Raw genomic sequence first — 17,238 nt, 5'->3', positions numbered from 1 at the left:
TAAAGATTTAACTCTTTACCTTCTTAAAAGAAAAGGCAAAAAAACAAATTGATGCTACAAGTATGATACTAGCTCCGCTTGTAAGATTGTATTTAAAACTAAAAAATAGTCCAATTATACAAAAAATACATGATAAAACAGAAGATATCACCATCATATCTCCAAGCCTTTTTGCAAAATTTTGAGCTATAAAAGGTGGAATAGTAAGAAGTGCAATTATGAGTATAAGCCCAACAACTCTTATGGTTGCAACTATACATAGTGCTATCATACAAATAAGCAAATAATAAAATGCATTTACATTAACGCCTCTTAATTTCGCAAATTCCCTATCAAAACTTATAGCACCAAATTGCCTATAAAACAGACAAACAAGGGCTATGCAAACCACATTTATAACACTAATAAAAATAAGATCATAGTTGCTAACTGCTAAAATAGAACCAAAAAGATAACTCATCAAATCAGTATTGTATCCTGGAGTTAAATCTATAAAAATTATACCAATAGCCATACCAAACGCCCATATGGCGCCTATAACTGAGTCTATTTTGCCACTATCTTTTAGGGTAATTGTAGCTATGATTATGGCTAATAATAAAGAAAAAAGCCCGGCTCCCAAAAGCGGTTCAAGAGAGAAAAAAAATGCAAGTCCTATGCCACCATATGCCCCATGTGCAATTCCACCTGCTATAAAAGACATATTATTTACAACAATCAAAGAGCCTATTATCCCACACGCAATGCTTACTAAAAGTCCAGCCATAATGGCGTTTTGAACAAAGCTCATATTTAAAATTTCTACCATTATCCCTCTTTTGTATGAAAATCACAACCGCAATTATTTAAAGCCAACTCAACATCACAAAAATGCTGATGATTTTTAGTTAAATGCGATATAAAATCTTGTTTAGAAAAACCTAAAGGTATATCATGAAGATATAAATTTTTACTCACATAAGCAACTTTTGAAGCATAAGAAAGGGCTAAATTTAAATCATGGCTTATTAAAATCACGCCAATTCCATTTGAGTTTATGTCTTTTAAAAGCTCATAAATATCCGTTTGTCCTTTTGTATCTATACTAGCAGTTGGTTCATCTAGCATTAAAATTTTAGCTTTCGCACAAAGAGCTCTTGCTATATAAACTCTTTGCCTTTGCCCAACACTCAAATCGCCTATCTTAGTAAAACTAAACTTATCCATAGATACTTTTTCAAGTGCTTTTATAGCAAGATTTTTTTGTTCTTTTGTATAAAATCCAAATATTTTTTTATCTATAACACCCATCAATACGACATCTATAACACGCATTGGAAAATTTAAATTCATAAGAAAAGTTTGAGGTACATATCCGATATCTTTTGTTATATCTTTTGGAAATTTATCAAAAATTCTGATTTCTCCTGCACTAGGCTTTAAAAGTCCAAGCATTAATTTTAAAAGCGTTGTTTTGCCACCGCCATTTGGACCTATGATTACTAAAAAATCTTTTATATCATATGTTAAATTTATATCTTGCAATACTATTTGCTCATCATAAGAAAAAATTAAATTTTCTATCTTAATGTCATTCATCACAATACACTTATCTTATTTGAAATATACAGCATAAAAACTCCAAAAAATAACATGATAAAAAGTGCCAAAAGCTCAGCATAAATTTTTAAATTTTTAAATTTAGCAAACGCATTTATGCCAGAACCAAAAATAGCAGAAATAAATATTACACTACTCATTCCAAGTGCCATAAAAACAGCACTTGCAATAGACACAAAATAGCTTCCCAACTCAAAGGCAAGTATAAAAACAAGCACAGTTCCAGGACAAGGAACAAGTGCCGCACAAGCAGCTACAAGCCATTCTGAATATGTTTTTGGCTGCATTTGCAAAGATTTGCAAGCCATACAATCACAACCTTTTTGATGCCATTTGAATTTTGGCTTTTGTTTTTTTAAACTCTTTAACTTTTTATAAAGCATATAAACCGCAATACAAATTATCATTATAGCAGAAATTTTAGTAGTTATAGAAGATATATTTTTTGTATAAATCATACTAAATTTAGATAAGATAAAAAACATAAGAAACACAAGTAAAAATGCTCCAACAACATGCAAAAAACCCACTTTTAAAGAGAAATTTAGTGCCTTTATATGACTGCCACCATTTGCAGTAAAATAAGCACTTGTTAGCATTTTGCCATGTCCTGGTCCAGCAGCATGGAAAAAACCATATATAAAAGAAAAAAGCAAAATAGCACTCATAGTAAAAACCGAAAAATGCTCTTTATTTTGCTTCAATAAATTTTTTAAATCATCTAAAAAACTAATACTAATTTTGTTTAATTCACTCATTTTTTGCATATCAATCTTATCGATTTCATGATATTTATTAGCACTTTTATCAAGCAATGAGTTAAGAGTTGGTTTTTGAGCGTGTATGGCAGCTTTTTTTTGAGAAGTCATCTCATAATACACAGTATTTAAATTTACATTATCTACTAAAAATACATTATCATAAAGCTCAAATGAATCTAAATGCGAAATTTTAAAATTAAAATACCCCATTTTATCGTGGATATTTAATACCAAAACTCTACTAAATTTTATATCTAAATTTATATTTAAAACTAGATTAAACTTAAGTCTATTCCCTTCATAATAAACCTTATGGCTAACCTCTTTAAATTTAAGTTCAGAGCTTTTTTCCCCTTCATCATAAAACGATAAATGAGTAAGATAATTTAAAGGTTTTAGATATTTTATAAGAGCGCTTTCTATCTCTTTTAACTCTTTTTCATCTAGTTTTGAATCCGAATTTATATCATAATCGTATTTTGTAAGATTAGAAAAATTTTCAGAAAAAGTCCAGGTAAGTTCTAAATTTTCTATGATATTTTTTTGAGTTTTAAACTTAACTTCTATATGGGCAGTTGGGGTGTAAAGAGCACAAAGAGCACACCCAAATGCACTAATATTAAAAATATTTAGTAACAAAAGGGTGTAAAAAAACTTTTTTATCATAAACTTTTAGCAAATACTATAGCTGTTTGTTTCATACTCTCTTCCCAATTTTGCGGAAGTTGGTCTATCTCAACCACACTAGCGTTTGTCTCTTTTGCTATTAAATTTGCAGATTTTTTAGAAAACTGCGGTGCGACAAATATAACTTTGATATTTTCTTCTTTAGCTTCTTTTATAAGCTCTGTTAAATCAGCTATTTTTGGCTCTTTTCCCTCTATTTCTATAGGAATTTGGACTAAATTATATCTTTTTGCAAAATATCCCCAAGATGGATGATAAACTATAAAAGATCTATTTTTAACATTTTTTAGTTCATTTTCTATAAATTTATCTAAACTATCAAGATTTGCAATAAATTTATCTAAATTTTTGCTATATAAATCTTTATTTTTAGGAAACGCTTTAATAAGAGCATCTGCTATTGTTTTAGCTTGAGTTTTTACAAGAATAGGATCAAGCCATATATGCGGATCTAATCCGTCGTGATGATGGTGATGGTGTTCTTCATGTGCTTCGTGATCGTCATGCTTATGATCTGTATCGTGGTCATGGTCCTCGTGATCGTGATGAACATCGTGTTTATGATCTGCTTCATGGTCATGATCTTCATGCTTTGCATCATGATCGTGTTCTTCATGCTCGTGAGACGCCATTTGAATTTTTTCTATACCATCAGCAGTATTTACGATAATCAAATTTGGATAAGACTTTTTAAATCTATCAAGCCAAGTATGTTCAAAATCAATGCCTACTGCAAAATACAAAGTGCTTTTTTCAAGATTTTTCATCTGTGCCGGTTTTGGCTCATAAGTGTGTGGATCTGCGCCTTTTCCTACCATAACATTTACATCTACGGTATTACCTGCAATTTGTTCTACAAAATATTTAGTTGGCAGTATACTTGTAGTTACTATCGGTTTTGCAAGCAAAAAACTAGCACCAAATAGCAAAAACATCAACGCTTTTTTCATCTGTTCTCCTTAAAAATTTTCCTAAAAGTCTAACAAAATGCAACTTAGTTGCAACTTAAATTTTATATATTTGTAAATTTGAAAATCATTATTATATATTTATAAATTTTAATTTTATCATATTATTAGAATTTTAAGATATCATTTCAAAAAAAGAGTATAAAATGGACGCAAAAAAACTTTTAGAAGATAATAAAATAAAAGCAACACCACTAAGAGAAAAGATTATTAAAATTTTAAACTCAAGTAAAGCTCCTCTTAGTTATGACGAAATTTTATCGCAAATAAATGCAAACAAAACTACATTTTATCGCAATATGGAGCTTTTTGAATCTAGCGATATAGTAATAAAAACAGAAAATAATCATAAAAGCTATTATGAGCTAGCAAACGAAGCAAAAGCATACTTCTTTTGCGATATTTGTAAACAAATTACAAACATTGAAGTTCCAGCTATACGTGATGTAAATAAGGTAAAAAGCGTCATCATAAAAGGAATTTGTAAAAATTGCAATCTTTAATATAAATTTTTAATCTAAAGTGATAAAATGTATCAATCTTAAATAAAAAGGAGATAAAATGGCTGCAAGTGACACAAATGTTGAATCATTAAAAAAAGAAGTTGATGATTTAAAAAAAGAGTTAAAAGATGTTACTAAAACATTAAAAGAAACAGTTGAAAATTTCGCAAAAAATGCAAAAGATGGCTTTTTAGATGAATCTAAGATGGATGAAATCAAAAAAACATTAGAAGACTTAAAATCAAAAGGAAAAGATGGCATTGAAAACATCAACGATACAATAAAATCAGATCCTATAAAAAGTGTTGCCGTAACTTTTGGCGTTGGCTTACTTTTAGGCTGGATACTTAAGAAATAATGGCAAGTATATCTGAGTTTATCATTTCATTTTGCGAATTAGTTGAAGCACAAACAGATGAGATAAGATATTCTTTTGAAAAAAGTGCCAAAAATATTATAGTGTATGTTTTTTTGGCGCTTTTATCTTTAATCGGCTTTATATTTTTAATAATTGGAATAGATCTGTTATTACAAACTTTTGTTGGAGTAGTTTATTCTAAATTTATAACCGCCATAATATCATTTATTTTAACTTTTATACTTTATAAAGTTTTAATATGCAAACACAAATAAAGCAACAAAAACTTAAAAATGTTGTTTCTATGCTAAACAACGAAACAACGCCTATCAAAAAATTAACCCTAAAAGAAGCAAAGATTAAACTCTTAAAAAGTGATTTTACAACAGATATTAGCAACGAACTAAAACTTATAAATGAAGGTAATTTCGGTGCTGCTTTGGTATTTTTTTTAGATAGAAATTTCATCTTTCCAGCTCTTTTAAAATTTATAAATAAAATTTCTAAAAAAATAGTCTAATCTTTATTGCTTAACAATATCGATATAAATTTAGTTTTTTTATTGCTATCCATCGCTATTTTAAGACTCATTGTAAGAGGAACTGCTAGAAACATTCCTCCTATTCCAAGCACAAAACCCCAAAATATCAAACTCAAAATAACTACAAGTGTAGAAAGCCCAAGTTTATCACCAAGAAATTTAGGCTCTATAAAATTTCCTATACTGATATTTATAACAAGATAAAAAATACTTACCCAAAGTGCATTTATGTATCCATTTAAAAGCAATGCTATTAAAATAGCTGGAATAGAAGCTATTATAGAACCTATCGTAGGAATATAGTTAAGCAAAAATGCGACCATCCCCCAAATAGGTGCATATGGGACATTTAAATAAATAAGAACAATCCAAACAAGCACACCAGTAGCAAGCGAAGATATAGTTTTTATAGCAAGATACCTTTTTAAGTCAGATATAAATCTATCTACCATAATCTTATTTTGAGAATTTAAATTTGAAAAATAAATAACTTTTTGCTTAAAAATATTTGTCTCTATTATCATAAAAACAAAAAGTAAAAGCACTATAAAAGTCTTACTTATAAGAGTAGAAGACCATTTTAAAGCACCACTTGTTGCTAAAAATATATTATTTGGATTGATATAAGAAAAAAGAGATTCATTAAAGCTTATATAATCCGTAAATGAACTAAATTTTAGTATCAAATCACTATAAAAACTCATAAATTTAGATTGCAAATCTGGTAAATTTGTTAAAAAATTTGTCATATTTTTAGCAACTACATTTCCAATTATAAAAAATAATCCAAAAAAACACAACAACACAATGATAAGAGATATAGCACGAGGGATTTTAAGTTTTTGCATATAAGTTATAATAGGAGATATTAATACAGCTAAAAATACAGCTAATAAAAATGGTATTACTATATCTTTAGCAAAATAAAGACCTGTCATTATAATAACAAAAGATGCCAAATTTATAAGCAGTATCGAATTTCTCACTTAAAGTTTATCCTAATAAAATAAGTTTTAAGCCGATATTATACTCAAAAAATTTTAACATTAATGGCATTTTATGATACAATATTAAAGAAATTTAGGAGTTATATTAATGAGTAAAAAACAGGAAAAAAAAGATATATACACTAAAAACATAGAAGCACTGCTTAAAGTAAATCCAAAATTAGCGGTAAATATTTTCAAAATCAAAACAAATGAAAAATTTGAAGTATTTGCAGGATCTGACCCGATTAACATAAACATAGTAGAAAAATCGGGCGAAGGCTTTTTATACATTCATCCAGTTGATGATGTAGAGGCTAAACTAAACGATATAGAAAATGCATACTCAAGATATCCAAGCTTGTTTTTTTATGGTATTGGAAATGGAGTATTATATAAAGCGCTTCTTGCAAATGTAGCTCATAAAGTTATTGTTATTTTTGAGCCTCAAATAGAATTATTATATATTGCCCTTAGTTTGATTGATTTTTCAAAAGATATAAAGGAAAAAAGACTTAGGCTTTTTAATGCTATGGACGTGAGCTATTACGAACTATATGAATTGGCAAAAGATGAAAATATAAATCCTTATGTAAAACTTTACAATATAGACATACATTCAAAATATTATGACAAATTTAAAGATAACATTATATCGCTAAATCAAAATATGTCAAATGCCATAAAACAGATGGTTTTATCGCACGGAAACGATACAAGAGATGCTCTTGTTGGTATAGCTCATCACATACAAAATACACCTGATATGCTAAAAAGTATACCATTTAAGTCTATAATTAAAAAAAGAAGTAAAAAAAGAAAAACAGCAGTTATCGTATCAACTGGACCATCTCTTACAAAACAGCTTGATTTACTAAAAGAATACGCCCCGTATGTAACTATCATAAGCATTGATGCGTCTTTACCGATACTTCAAAAGCACGGCATTAAACCAGATTATGTTGCTTCAATAGAAAGAGTTGAATTTACAGCAAATTTCTTTTTAAATTTAGATAAAGAACTTTTAAAAGATACCATTTTTATGCTACCTTCATTGACACATAAACAAAGCATTGTAAATTTAAAAGATTTTCAAAAATCTATAATTATGCGTCCTTTTAACTTTACAAGAGCTTTTGAAATGGATAATTTTGGTTATGTTGGTATTGGAATGTCTGCTGCAAATAGTGCTTATGAGATAGCTGCTTTTTTAAAGCATGAAAATATTTTATTAATCGGGCAAGATTTAGCATTTTCAGATGATGGCAAATCACACGCGGCAAATCATATTTATGGTGAAAATGAAAAAAAAGTAGATAATAATTCCATTATGACGCTTAGATATGGCGGAGTTGGTCTTATAGCTACAACATGGATTTGGAATCTGTTTAGGGGAGCTTTTGAAGTTGCTATAGAAGAAGCAAAACATTTAAAAATAAATACTTATAATTGTACTCAAGGTGGCTCTAGGATAAATGGAAGTATAGAAATGCCATTTAAAGAGGCTTTAGAAAAATTTGCAGACAAAAATACAAAGCATTTAGAAAAAGTAGAACCGCTTGATGATAAAACAATCAAACTAAATGCGAAAAAAATAGAAAAAAAATACAAAGAACTAAAAAAATATATCTTAGATTTAATAGCAAAAATAGAAAAATTATTTCTTGAAATTGCACCAAAGATAGACAACTTTGAGCTTTTATATTTAGAAGAGAAAAAAAATGAGATAGATTATGATGAAATTGCAAATATGATAAAAGAAATAGATATTATAAAAGATGAAGTTGAAAGCGAAAAATTTACAAAATACTGCGTAGATGCCACTCAAGCCTATATATACACACAAGAGCTAAATTTAGCAAAATTAGCCGTAGCAATAGCAACTACAGATGATGAAAAAAAAGATAAAATGCTAAAATGGGTTATAGCACATAAATACTGGTTATTTACATTAGCGGGTGGATTGCAATCACAAATTAATGCTATGGAAACAACAGAAGAAAGCATGCTTGATTTTTTTAAAAGTTTAAAATAATAGCTTGGTAAATTTAAAAGAGCAATAAGCTCTTTTAAATTTAGTTGTTTTTATTATTTAAGATATTTATATCTTCTTTATCTTTAAGTTCAAATCCGCCACCAAATGCCTTATACACTCCAACCATGCTATTTAACACATCTTGCTTTGATTTAACAAGCGAAAGTTTTGCATTAAGAAGATATCTTTGTGCATCTAAAAGTTCTAAATAATCGCTATATCCGGAATTAAATCTAGTTTCAGCAAGATCATAAATCTTTGTCTGAGAATCAACAAGTTCTTTTAAACTATCTTGTTTTTTAAGAGAATTTTCTCTATTGTTTAGTGCATCTCTAACTTCGCCAAAAGCCTCTTTAACAGTCTTATCATACATTATCAAACTAGCATTTTGTTCAAGATTGGCAAGTTCAACTCTTTTAGAAGTTCTACCAAAGTCTATAAGCGGTCCTATCAAACTACCGCCTATATTCCAAGTATTTGCATTACTAACAAATAATCTATCAAATTCGCCACTACTATAACCAAACATTCCGGTTAATGAAATTTGCGGAAAATACTCCGCCTTTCTAACTCCGATTAAAAAATTTGTTGATTTTAAAATTTCTAAAGAGCTCGCAACATCTGGTCTTTTAAGTAAAATATCTGAACTAATTCCTGCTGGTAAATCAACATTAGCGTTTTCAACAATAGAGCTTAAAGATATATCAACATTTATATCATTATGCAAAATTTCTTCGTAATTTTTTCCTGTAAGTATTAAAAGAGCAGTATTTGCCTTAGATAAAAGATCTGTAATCTCAGCAAGTTGTGATTTTGCCGAATCTACTTGTGATTTTGCTTGATAATACACAATCTTGCTTATAGAACCTGCTTTTAGTTGATTTTGTCTAAATTCCATGCTGTTTATATAACTTTTTAGAGTATCTTGCAAGATACTCTCTTGAGCTTTTAGTGATAATAGTAAAAAATAAGAATAAGCAACATTTGAAGCTATGCTAAGCTTAGCACTCTCATGATCATATATACTAGATTTATACATAGATTTAGCAGCACCTACACTATTTCTAACTCTTCCCCATAAATCAATCTCGTAATTTAACATAGCCCCAATACTATAAACCCCGTGAGAGTTTAAATCCACAGCCTTAGGAAAGTTGTTTTGCCTAATGGCGCTACCACTAATATTTACATTTGGAAGATACTCTAGTTCTTGTAATCCTAGGGCAACCCTGGAACTTTCTATGGAATTTAATGCTAAATTTAAATCAGAGTTATGCGTTAATGCACTCTCAACCAAAGAATTTAAAGTTTTAGAATTAAAAACCTCCCACCATTTATCATTTATATTTACACTTGCTATACTAGCATTAAAATCAGGCGATTTTTGTATAGGAATGTCTGGCTTAAAAGAACATCCTGATACAAAAATAGCGATAAAAATAACAAATACAATTCTAAACATTTGATGATCCTTTATTTTCTAGCAATACTTTTTCATCATTTAATAAATTTGAACTGTTTTTATTTGTATCATCGCTGTCATTTTTACCAAATTTACCATCTAACCAAGAATTAAAACTCTCAAAAATATAAAAAAACATTGGTATAAAAAATATTGCTATCGTTGAAGCTGCTATCATTCCACCAACAACACCGGTTCCAAGAGCATGCCTTGAAGCTGAGCCTGCATCTGAGCTTAATACCATTGGCAAAACTCCCAAAGTAAAAGCTAAAGATGTCATAACAATAGGTCTAAATCTTATCTTTGATGCATTTATAGAAGCTTCAAAAATGCTTTTTCCATTTCTGTGTTCTTCCATAGCAAACTCAACTATAAGTATAGCATTTTTAGCCGCAAGTCCTATTAACAACAAAAGTCCTATCTGAAAATAAACATCGTTATTTTGTCCACCAAAATATGAAGCCAACAAAGCACCAAAAACAGAAAAAGGAACAGCGGTTATTACAGCAGCTGGCATAAGCCATCTTTCATACTGAGCTGCAAGTATGAGATAAACAAATATAAGACCAAAAATAAAAGCAGTTGTTCCGGTTCCGCTTGATTGAACTTCTTGATAAGCACTACCGGACCAGCCTATAGTATATTCGTTATCAAACATATCATTAAATACTTCATTTATAGCCTTAATAGCTTGTCCAGATGTATAACCAGTATTTGGCTCACCCATAATCTTTGCAGCTCTAAATCCATTAAATCTATCGACATTATCAGGACCTAAAACTCTTTTTAGACTAACAACATTATCTAATGGAATCATATCTCCATCACTATTTCTAACATAAAGCATTCTAAAATCATCGGGGTTATTTCTAAATTCACTTTTTGCCCTTAAATTTACTTTAAAAGTTTTTCCCATCAAGTTAAAATCATTTACATAATAAGTCCCGATATTTGCATTTATAGTTAAAAATAGATCTTGTATATCAATCCCAAGCATTTTAACTTTGTCTCGATCAAGAGTTAATTCATACTGAGGGAAATTTGTATCTAAAGTTGTTCTTACCATTTTTAACTCAGGTCTTTGATTTGCAGCTTGTGCTAATTTTTGCATATCAGCTTCAATCTCATTATAGCCTTTACCGGTATTTGACTGAGCATACATTTCAAAACCACCGGTAACAGAAAGACCGATGATTGGAGGTGGATTCATAACAAAAGTCATTGAATCTCTATCTGAATACAACATTTTATTATATTTATCGGCTAGATAAAATGACGAAGATTCTCGAGTAGTTCTTTTTGACCAATCAATGAAATTTATAAACATTACCGCAGCATTTTCTCTTAATGAACCAGAAAAAAGATCATATCCCATCATAGCACTTATATATTTTATATTTTCATCTTGAGACAAAACTTTTGATATATTATCAATATTTTGAGAAGTTCTTGCCAAGGTTGAAGCCGGCGGTAGTGTTGTTACAGCAATTACAGCACCCTTATCTTCCATAGGAACAAGCCCTCCTGGCACCACTTTCATAAGATGATAAATGCTAAAGAGCATAATTGCAATAAAAATAAGAGAAGGTATGATGTGTCTTAATATTTTTGCAACACCTGCTGTAAATATATTTGTAGAAAAATCAAAAAAGTCATTAAATTTTTTAACTATCCAAAATTTTTCTTCTCTTTTTTTAGTAAGTATTGTGGCGCAAAGTGCTGGAGTTAGCGTTAGCGCAACAAGACCTGATATACACACAGAAACAACTAGAGTTAATGCAAATTGTTTTTGTATAATTCCAACAAACCCTTCCATAAAAGCAACAGGAACAAATACAGCAGAAAGCACAAGAACTATAGACACAACTGGTGCAAACATCTGCCCCATAGCTTTTTCAGTAGCCTCAACTACGCTAAGTTCTGGCTCTTCTTCTAAAATTCTCTCAACATTTTCTATAACTATAATAGCATCATCTACAACAATACCAATTGCCAAAATAAGAGCAAAAAGCGTAATCATATTTATAGAAAATCCCATTAGATATATACCACCAAAAGCCCCTATTATAGATACTGGAACAGCAAGCATTGGTATCAAAGTAGCTCTTAGATTGCCTAGGAAAAAATACATTACAATAATAACAAGAATAAGTGCTTCTATAAATGTCTTTACTACTTCATTTATAGAAACTTGTATAAAATCTGTTGTATCATAAGGTATGTTATAAGTTAAAGTCCCTGGAAAAGATTTTGAAAGTCTTTCAAGTTCGGCTTTAATAGCTTGAGATGTGGCAAGTGCGTTTGCATCATTTTGTAAAAATATCAAAATAGGAGCAGTAGGAACACCATTCATTTTTCCTTCAAAAGTATAATTTTGAGCCCCAAATTCAATATCTGCCAAATCTTTTAATCTAAGCATAGAACCATCATTATCACTTCTTATGATAATATTTTCAAATTCTTTTATACTTTTTAATCTTCCTTCTGGTTTTATTGATAAAACATAAGGATTATCAGTGCTAAGCGGAGCTTCGCCAAGCTTACCTGCCGCAAATTGTGAATTTTGTTCTCTTATAGAATTTATTATATCTGTTGTAGTTATAGCATATTTTTGCATCAAATCAGGTTTTAGCCAAATTCTTATAGAATAATCTTTTTCGCCTATAACAACAGCTTCCCCGACACCTGGAACTCTTTTTAAAGTTTCTGCTATATTTATAGTTGCATAGTTGTTTATCTCAACTATATCCATATCTTTATTTGGATCAAAAACAGTAACAACACTAAGAATCGAAGTACTTCTCTCAAAAGCAGTTATTCCGTTTCTTTTTACCTCTTGAGGAAGTTGTGCTTCAGCTGATCTAACTCTATTATTTACATTTACTGTTGCTTCTTGAGGATCTGTGCCTATTTTAAAATAAACACTTAATGTCATAACTCCACTAGAACTAGATGTGCTTTGCATATATATCATATTTTCAACACCATTTATAGCATCTTCTAGTGGTGCAGCAACAGTGTCTGCTATCGTTTGTGCATCAGCACCCGGATAAACAGCATGAACAACTATTTGAGGCGGTGTAAGTTGTGGGTATTCTTCAACAGGAAGTGCTTTTAGACTTATAATACCGGCTATTACAATTACTATGGATATTACGCAAGCAAACACCGGCCTGTGTATGAAAAATTTAGAAAACATTACTTATTCTCCTTAGCCTCGACAACACTTGCACCAACACTTATTTTTTTGAAATTATCGATTATAATTTTGTCTCCATCATTCAAGCCATCTCTAATAATTACTTCATTTGAATTTTGTGAAACCATTTTGACATAAGATTTTGAAACTTTATCTTCTTTGATTATATAAACATAAGGTCCTATTTCGTCTTGTTGTAATGCGATTGATGGAATTTTATATCCGTTTTTTTCATAAAAACCTTCCATTTTTATTCTTCCATAAGATCCTGGCAAAAGATTACTTTGGTTATTATCAAATTCCGCTTTTGCAGATATTGTACCGGTTTTATTATCTACAACTTTGTCAATAAAAGTTACTTTTCCGCTATAAATATTATCTCCAACTTTTAAATTTGCCTTATTTCCAACTTGTTGCCATTGCTTTGAATCTAAATTTTGATTTATATTTAAGCTATCTATTTCTGAAATAGCAAAATCAACATCTATTGGATTTAGCTTTGTAAGACGAACCAAATTTGCACTGCTTAAATTTACATAGCTTCCAACATCAACCAATGGATCCCCAAGTATGCCATCAAAAGGCGCTCTAACTTCTGTATAGCTCAAATCAATATCTGCATTTTTCAAATTTGCTTTTGCACTTTGAATTTGTGCTTTTGTTATACCATATGTAGAAACCGCAGCATCGAATTCTTTTTGACTTATTGCATTGTTGTTTTTTAGATTTTTTGCACGATTATACTCAAGCTCAGCTCTTTTAAAATCAGCATTTGCAACCTCTAAAGAAGCCTGGGCACTAAGCTTTGCTGCTTCATATTTATCCGGTTCTATTAAAAAAAGTTTATCACCTTTTTTTACTTTATCACCAGCTTTAAAGTATTGTTCTTGCAAAGTTCCTGGAACTTTTGCAACCACCATAACATCTTGCTTACTAGTAATCCTAGCAGGAAATTCAAATGATATTGGGATATTATCACTTTTAGCTGTGTAGATGCTGACTTCCATAGGTGGTTTAGATTGCTTTTGTTTATCTTGTTTTGGTTGCTCTTTTTCACACCCTATAACAAAAAAAGCAAAAACAAATAACAAAATAAATTTAATGTTTCTACTCATTTATCTTCCTTAAAATATAGTGTAATTTGTATTACAAAATTGTTTGAATTCTATCTTAATTCATTAAACAAATGAATAATCAAAATGAAAAAGCAATTTTTATAAATAAAAAAAGCCACCCATAAAGAGTGGCTTTTATGGATTAGTATCACTAACTTTTGTTATTGTAGTAATCTTAAAACATTTTGTTGAACAGCATTTGCTTGACTCATTGCATAACTTCCTGATTGTGCGAGAATGTTAAATTTAGAGAACTCAGCACTCTCACTAGCAAAGTCAACATCTCTGATTTGAGATTCAGCTGATTTAACATTTACTTGAGTTACTGAAATGTTATTTACAGTTGATGTTATTTGATTTTGAACAGAACCAAGGTCAGCTCTAATGCTATCAAGGTTTTTGATAGCAGTTTCAGCTATATTCATAACAGCCATAGCACCTTTTAGAGTTGTAACACCAGCTGTTTTAGAAGTGCTTATGAACTCAACATTTGCATTCGCATTAAAGCCCATAGCTGAGGCAACATCTTTTTCTATAACACCTTTTATCTCTCTTAGAGATACTGTTTTTTGCGCTACTTTTCCTTCTGTTTCAAAGCCTATTTTACCATTTTTTCCACCAGAAACTATTATATCATTTCCTGAAAGTCTAGTAAGACTTAAACGACCATAGTTTTCAGTTTGACCACTAATACCAGTTTTGTCTTTAGCTTTATCAAGACCTTCTATCTTGATACCTCTACCATCCCTTGAAGTTAAGTTTAGGTGACCTCTGCTATCAACGCTTGCTTCAACACCTGTTGTATCTTTAACAGCATTTATAGCAGCAACTAAAGCTCCAGTTGAGTCATTATTTTTATAATCAACTTTACCTATGATAACACCGTTAATAGCAAAAGCTGAAGTTGTAGAGCCTTCTTGCACAGCTGATTTACCAGTTGTTTGAACATTATAAGTTGCACGGATACCTGTTTTATCAGAAACTTTGTTGATATTTTCAGCAAGCACTCCTATACCTGTTCCAACACTTGTTGAGATAACAGCACTTTCTATCTCATAGTCATTTACGCCATCTGTATTTATAAACTTAATTTTAACTTCACTAGAAGCTGTAATGCTAGCACCTGTTTCAAATCTAGTTAAACCTATCTTATTTGATGTTGTAGCTCCAATTGTAGCTTTAACACTCTCATTTGAGTAAGCACCCACTTGAAACTCTTTATTGATAAATGTTCCAGAAAGTAACTTTTGCCCGTTAAAGCTTGTTGTATTTCCTATGTTATCAAGTGATTCCATAAGGCGAACAATATCGTTTTGTATAGCACGACGAGACTCAGTTGTTTGACCATCTTGTGCTGCTTGAACTGCTTTAGCTTTGATAGTATCAAGTAGTTTAAGTTGCTCATCCATAGCTTTATCAGCAATCTTAATGATACCAATAGCATCATTACCATTTGCAATAGCTTGACCAAGTGAACTTGCTTGTGAGCGTAAGCTATCTGCTATTGCAAGACCAGAAGCATCATCTGCTGCGGTTTGAATTCTAAGACCAGAACTTAATCTACCTAAAGAGTTGTCTAAACTTCTGTTATTTACAACAGAGTTAGCGTGAGCGTTCATTGCTGCAATGTTAGTGTTAATACGAAATCCCATTTTAAATCCTTTTAAATGTATTTAGTAACTTTCTTGTTACTTGAAAACCATATCGGCAGATAAAAAAAAATGTTTAGTCATTTGCATATAAATTTTAAAAATATATTTTATTGTAGGAATTTTGGAGTAAAATGATAATTATTTTTTTCTTTGATTATAAATTCTATAAGAACTTATCGTAAAAACTAATATAAATATGATTAAAAAAAGGACAAAACCTAAAATATCATTTGATTTATATAAATTTATGCATTCGTATAACACAAAAAAAGAAGCTAATAAAAATATATAATTTTTGATTATATATCCTGATTTTCTATAGCCATAGCTTGATGATGAGCTATGAGAGGATCTATAATCTCATCAAAAAGTCCTGCAGCCATTATGGCATCTAGTCTATAAAGTGTTAAATTTATGCGGTGATCTGAAATGCGATTTTGAGGATAGTTATAAGTTCTAATCCTACCACTTCTATCTCCTGTGCCAACTTGATCTTTTCTTTTTGCTCTTTCTTCTTCTAGTCTTGCTTGCTCTTGCATATCATAAAGTCTCGCTCTTAAAACCTTTAGTGCGGCGTCTTTGTTTTTGTGTTGAGATTTTCCGTCTTGATTTACAACAACAAGTCCTGTTGGGATGTGCGTTACGCGAACGGCTGAATCGGTAGTATTTACAGATTGTCCGCCATGACCAGAACTTCTCATAACATCTATTTTTAAATCATTTGGATTTATTTGTATATCGCTATCCTCGGCCTCAGGCATAACTGCAACTGTTATAGCACTTGTATGAACTCTGCCTTGACTTTCGGTTTGTGGAACCCTTTGAACTCTATGTGTTCCACCTTCAAATTTAAGTCTGGAATACGCACCTTTGCCTTTTACGAGCAAAATAATCTCTTTATATCCGCCAACACTGCCCTCACTAAGACTAACTATCTCAAATTTATATCCTCTAACCTCAGTATAACGCATATAAGCATTAGCAAGATCTCCAGCAAATAAAGCGGCTTCATCTCCACCAGTTCCAGCACGAATCTCTAAAAATATATTTTTATCATCATTTGGATCTTTTGGGATAAGTAAAATTTTGATATCTTCTTCTAGTCTGGTTTTTTTCGCTTCAAGCTCTTTTAACTCTTCTTTGGCAAGTTCGCCAAGCTCACTATCATCAAGTATAGCTTTATTATTTTCTATATCATCTAAAACCTTGAAATAATCCAAACTGGCGTTTCTTATAGGCTCTATATCGCTTTGCTCTTTTGAAAGAGATGTCATTTTTTCTATATCTTGCAAAATTTCTTTTGAGCAAAGCAAAGAACTTAACTCGTCATAACGAGCTACAAAAGGTTTTAGCTTATCTATAAACATTTAGT

General features: G+C 30.4%; 15 protein-coding genes. 5 read left to right on the top strand and 10 right to left on the bottom strand.

Annotated elements, in window-relative coordinates; all coding sequences use genetic code 11:
- Positions 1-7: 7 nt before the first annotated feature.
- Genes CSPT_RS01030 through CSPT_RS01015 form a run of 4 tightly spaced genes read right to left on the bottom strand, consistent with a single transcriptional unit; the run spans position 8 to position 3,997 of the window.
- Entirely contained in the window at positions 8-808 is an 801-nt protein-coding gene (locus tag CSPT_RS01030; RefSeq protein WP_089181903.1) for a metal ABC transporter permease, read from the bottom strand.
- Positions 808-1,578 (bottom strand): metal ABC transporter ATP-binding protein, encoded by a 771-nt coding sequence (locus CSPT_RS01025; RefSeq protein WP_089181902.1) that lies wholly within the window; start codon positions 1,576-1,578, stop codon positions 808-810. The genes CSPT_RS01030 and CSPT_RS01025 overlap by 1 nt, the downstream gene beginning before the upstream one ends.
- On the bottom strand, positions 1,578-3,026 hold the full coding sequence (locus CSPT_RS01020) for a HoxN/HupN/NixA family nickel/cobalt transporter (protein WP_089181901.1): 1,449 nt from the start codon (positions 3,024-3,026) through the stop codon (positions 1,578-1,580). Before CSPT_RS01020 ends, CSPT_RS01025 begins: the two co-directional genes overlap by 1 nt.
- Positions 3,023-3,997 carry a metal ABC transporter solute-binding protein, Zn/Mn family gene (locus CSPT_RS01015; RefSeq protein WP_089181900.1) on the bottom strand — a complete coding sequence of 325 codons (975 nt, stop codon included), beginning with the start codon at positions 3,995-3,997 and terminating at the stop codon, positions 3,023-3,025. The genes CSPT_RS01020 and CSPT_RS01015 overlap by 4 nt, the downstream gene beginning before the upstream one ends.
- A gap of 164 nt (positions 3,998-4,161) precedes the next feature.
- Here CSPT_RS01015 and CSPT_RS01010 point away from each other — a divergent pair, with 164 nt between their 5' ends.
- From CSPT_RS01010 to CSPT_RS00995, 4 genes are read left to right on the top strand one after another with little or no spacing between them, the layout of a single operon-like run.
- On the top strand, positions 4,162-4,518 hold the full coding sequence (locus CSPT_RS01010; RefSeq protein WP_089181899.1) for a Fur family transcriptional regulator: 357 nt from the start codon (positions 4,162-4,164) through the stop codon (positions 4,516-4,518).
- A gap of 58 nt (positions 4,519-4,576) precedes the next feature.
- Positions 4,577-4,876, top strand: coding sequence for an ElaB/YgaM/YqjD family protein (locus CSPT_RS01005; RefSeq protein WP_089181898.1), 300 nt, complete (start codon positions 4,577-4,579; stop codon positions 4,874-4,876).
- Positions 4,876-5,151 carry a hypothetical protein gene (locus CSPT_RS01000; protein WP_089181897.1) on the top strand — a complete coding sequence of 92 codons (276 nt, stop codon included), beginning with the start codon at positions 4,876-4,878 and terminating at the stop codon, positions 5,149-5,151. The genes CSPT_RS01005 and CSPT_RS01000 overlap by 1 nt, the downstream gene beginning before the upstream one ends.
- The gene (locus CSPT_RS00995) at positions 5,136-5,396 is read left to right on the top strand and encodes a hypothetical protein (RefSeq protein WP_089181896.1); all 261 of its coding nucleotides are present in this window, start codon (positions 5,136-5,138) and stop codon (positions 5,394-5,396) included. Before CSPT_RS01000 ends, CSPT_RS00995 begins: the two co-directional genes overlap by 16 nt.
- On the opposite strand, the gene CSPT_RS00990 is transcribed toward CSPT_RS00995, so the two are convergent.
- Positions 5,393-6,403: an AI-2E family transporter gene (locus CSPT_RS00990; protein WP_033916982.1), complete on the bottom strand. Its 1,011-nt coding sequence runs from the start codon at positions 6,401-6,403 to the stop codon at positions 5,393-5,395. The genes CSPT_RS00995 and CSPT_RS00990 overlap by 4 nt on opposite strands.
- Before the next feature lie 109 nt (positions 6,404-6,512).
- On the opposite strand from CSPT_RS00990, the gene CSPT_RS00985 reads away from it, so the two are divergent.
- A complete protein-coding gene (locus CSPT_RS00985; RefSeq protein WP_089181895.1) occupies positions 6,513-8,438 on the top strand; it encodes a motility associated factor glycosyltransferase family protein in 1,926 nt (641 codons plus the stop codon).
- A 40-nt stretch (positions 8,439-8,478) separates the two neighbouring features.
- Here the strand turns inward: CSPT_RS00985 and CSPT_RS00980 are convergent, their stop codons facing one another.
- The 5 genes from CSPT_RS00980 to prfA form a co-directional block, all read right to left on the bottom strand.
- Positions 8,479-9,900, bottom strand: coding sequence for an efflux transporter outer membrane subunit (locus CSPT_RS00980; RefSeq protein WP_089181894.1), 1,422 nt, complete (start codon positions 9,898-9,900; stop codon positions 8,479-8,481).
- Positions 9,893-13,099: an efflux RND transporter permease subunit gene (locus CSPT_RS00975; protein WP_089181893.1), complete on the bottom strand. Its 3,207-nt coding sequence runs from the start codon at positions 13,097-13,099 to the stop codon at positions 9,893-9,895. The genes CSPT_RS00980 and CSPT_RS00975 overlap by 8 nt, the downstream gene beginning before the upstream one ends.
- A complete protein-coding gene (locus tag CSPT_RS00970) occupies positions 13,099-14,214 on the bottom strand; it encodes an efflux RND transporter periplasmic adaptor subunit (RefSeq protein WP_089181892.1) in 1,116 nt (371 codons plus the stop codon). The genes CSPT_RS00975 and CSPT_RS00970 overlap by 1 nt, the downstream gene beginning before the upstream one ends.
- Before the next feature lie 161 nt (positions 14,215-14,375).
- A complete protein-coding gene (locus CSPT_RS00965) occupies positions 14,376-15,866 on the bottom strand; it encodes a flagellin B (protein WP_089181891.1) in 1,491 nt (496 codons plus the stop codon).
- Positions 15,867-16,165: 299 nt separating this feature from the next.
- Positions 16,166-17,233, bottom strand: coding sequence for a peptide chain release factor 1 (gene prfA, locus CSPT_RS00960; RefSeq protein ID WP_089181890.1), 1,068 nt, complete (start codon positions 17,231-17,233; stop codon positions 16,166-16,168).
- Between the last annotated feature and the right edge of the window lie 5 nt (positions 17,234-17,238).

The sequence above is a fragment of the Campylobacter sputorum subsp. sputorum genome (assembly GCF_008245005.1).
GTDB classification, from domain to species: Bacteria; Campylobacterota; Campylobacteria; order Campylobacterales; family Campylobacteraceae; genus Campylobacter_F; species Campylobacter_F sputorum.
This window is presented reverse-complemented; position numbering and strand designations above follow the sequence as displayed.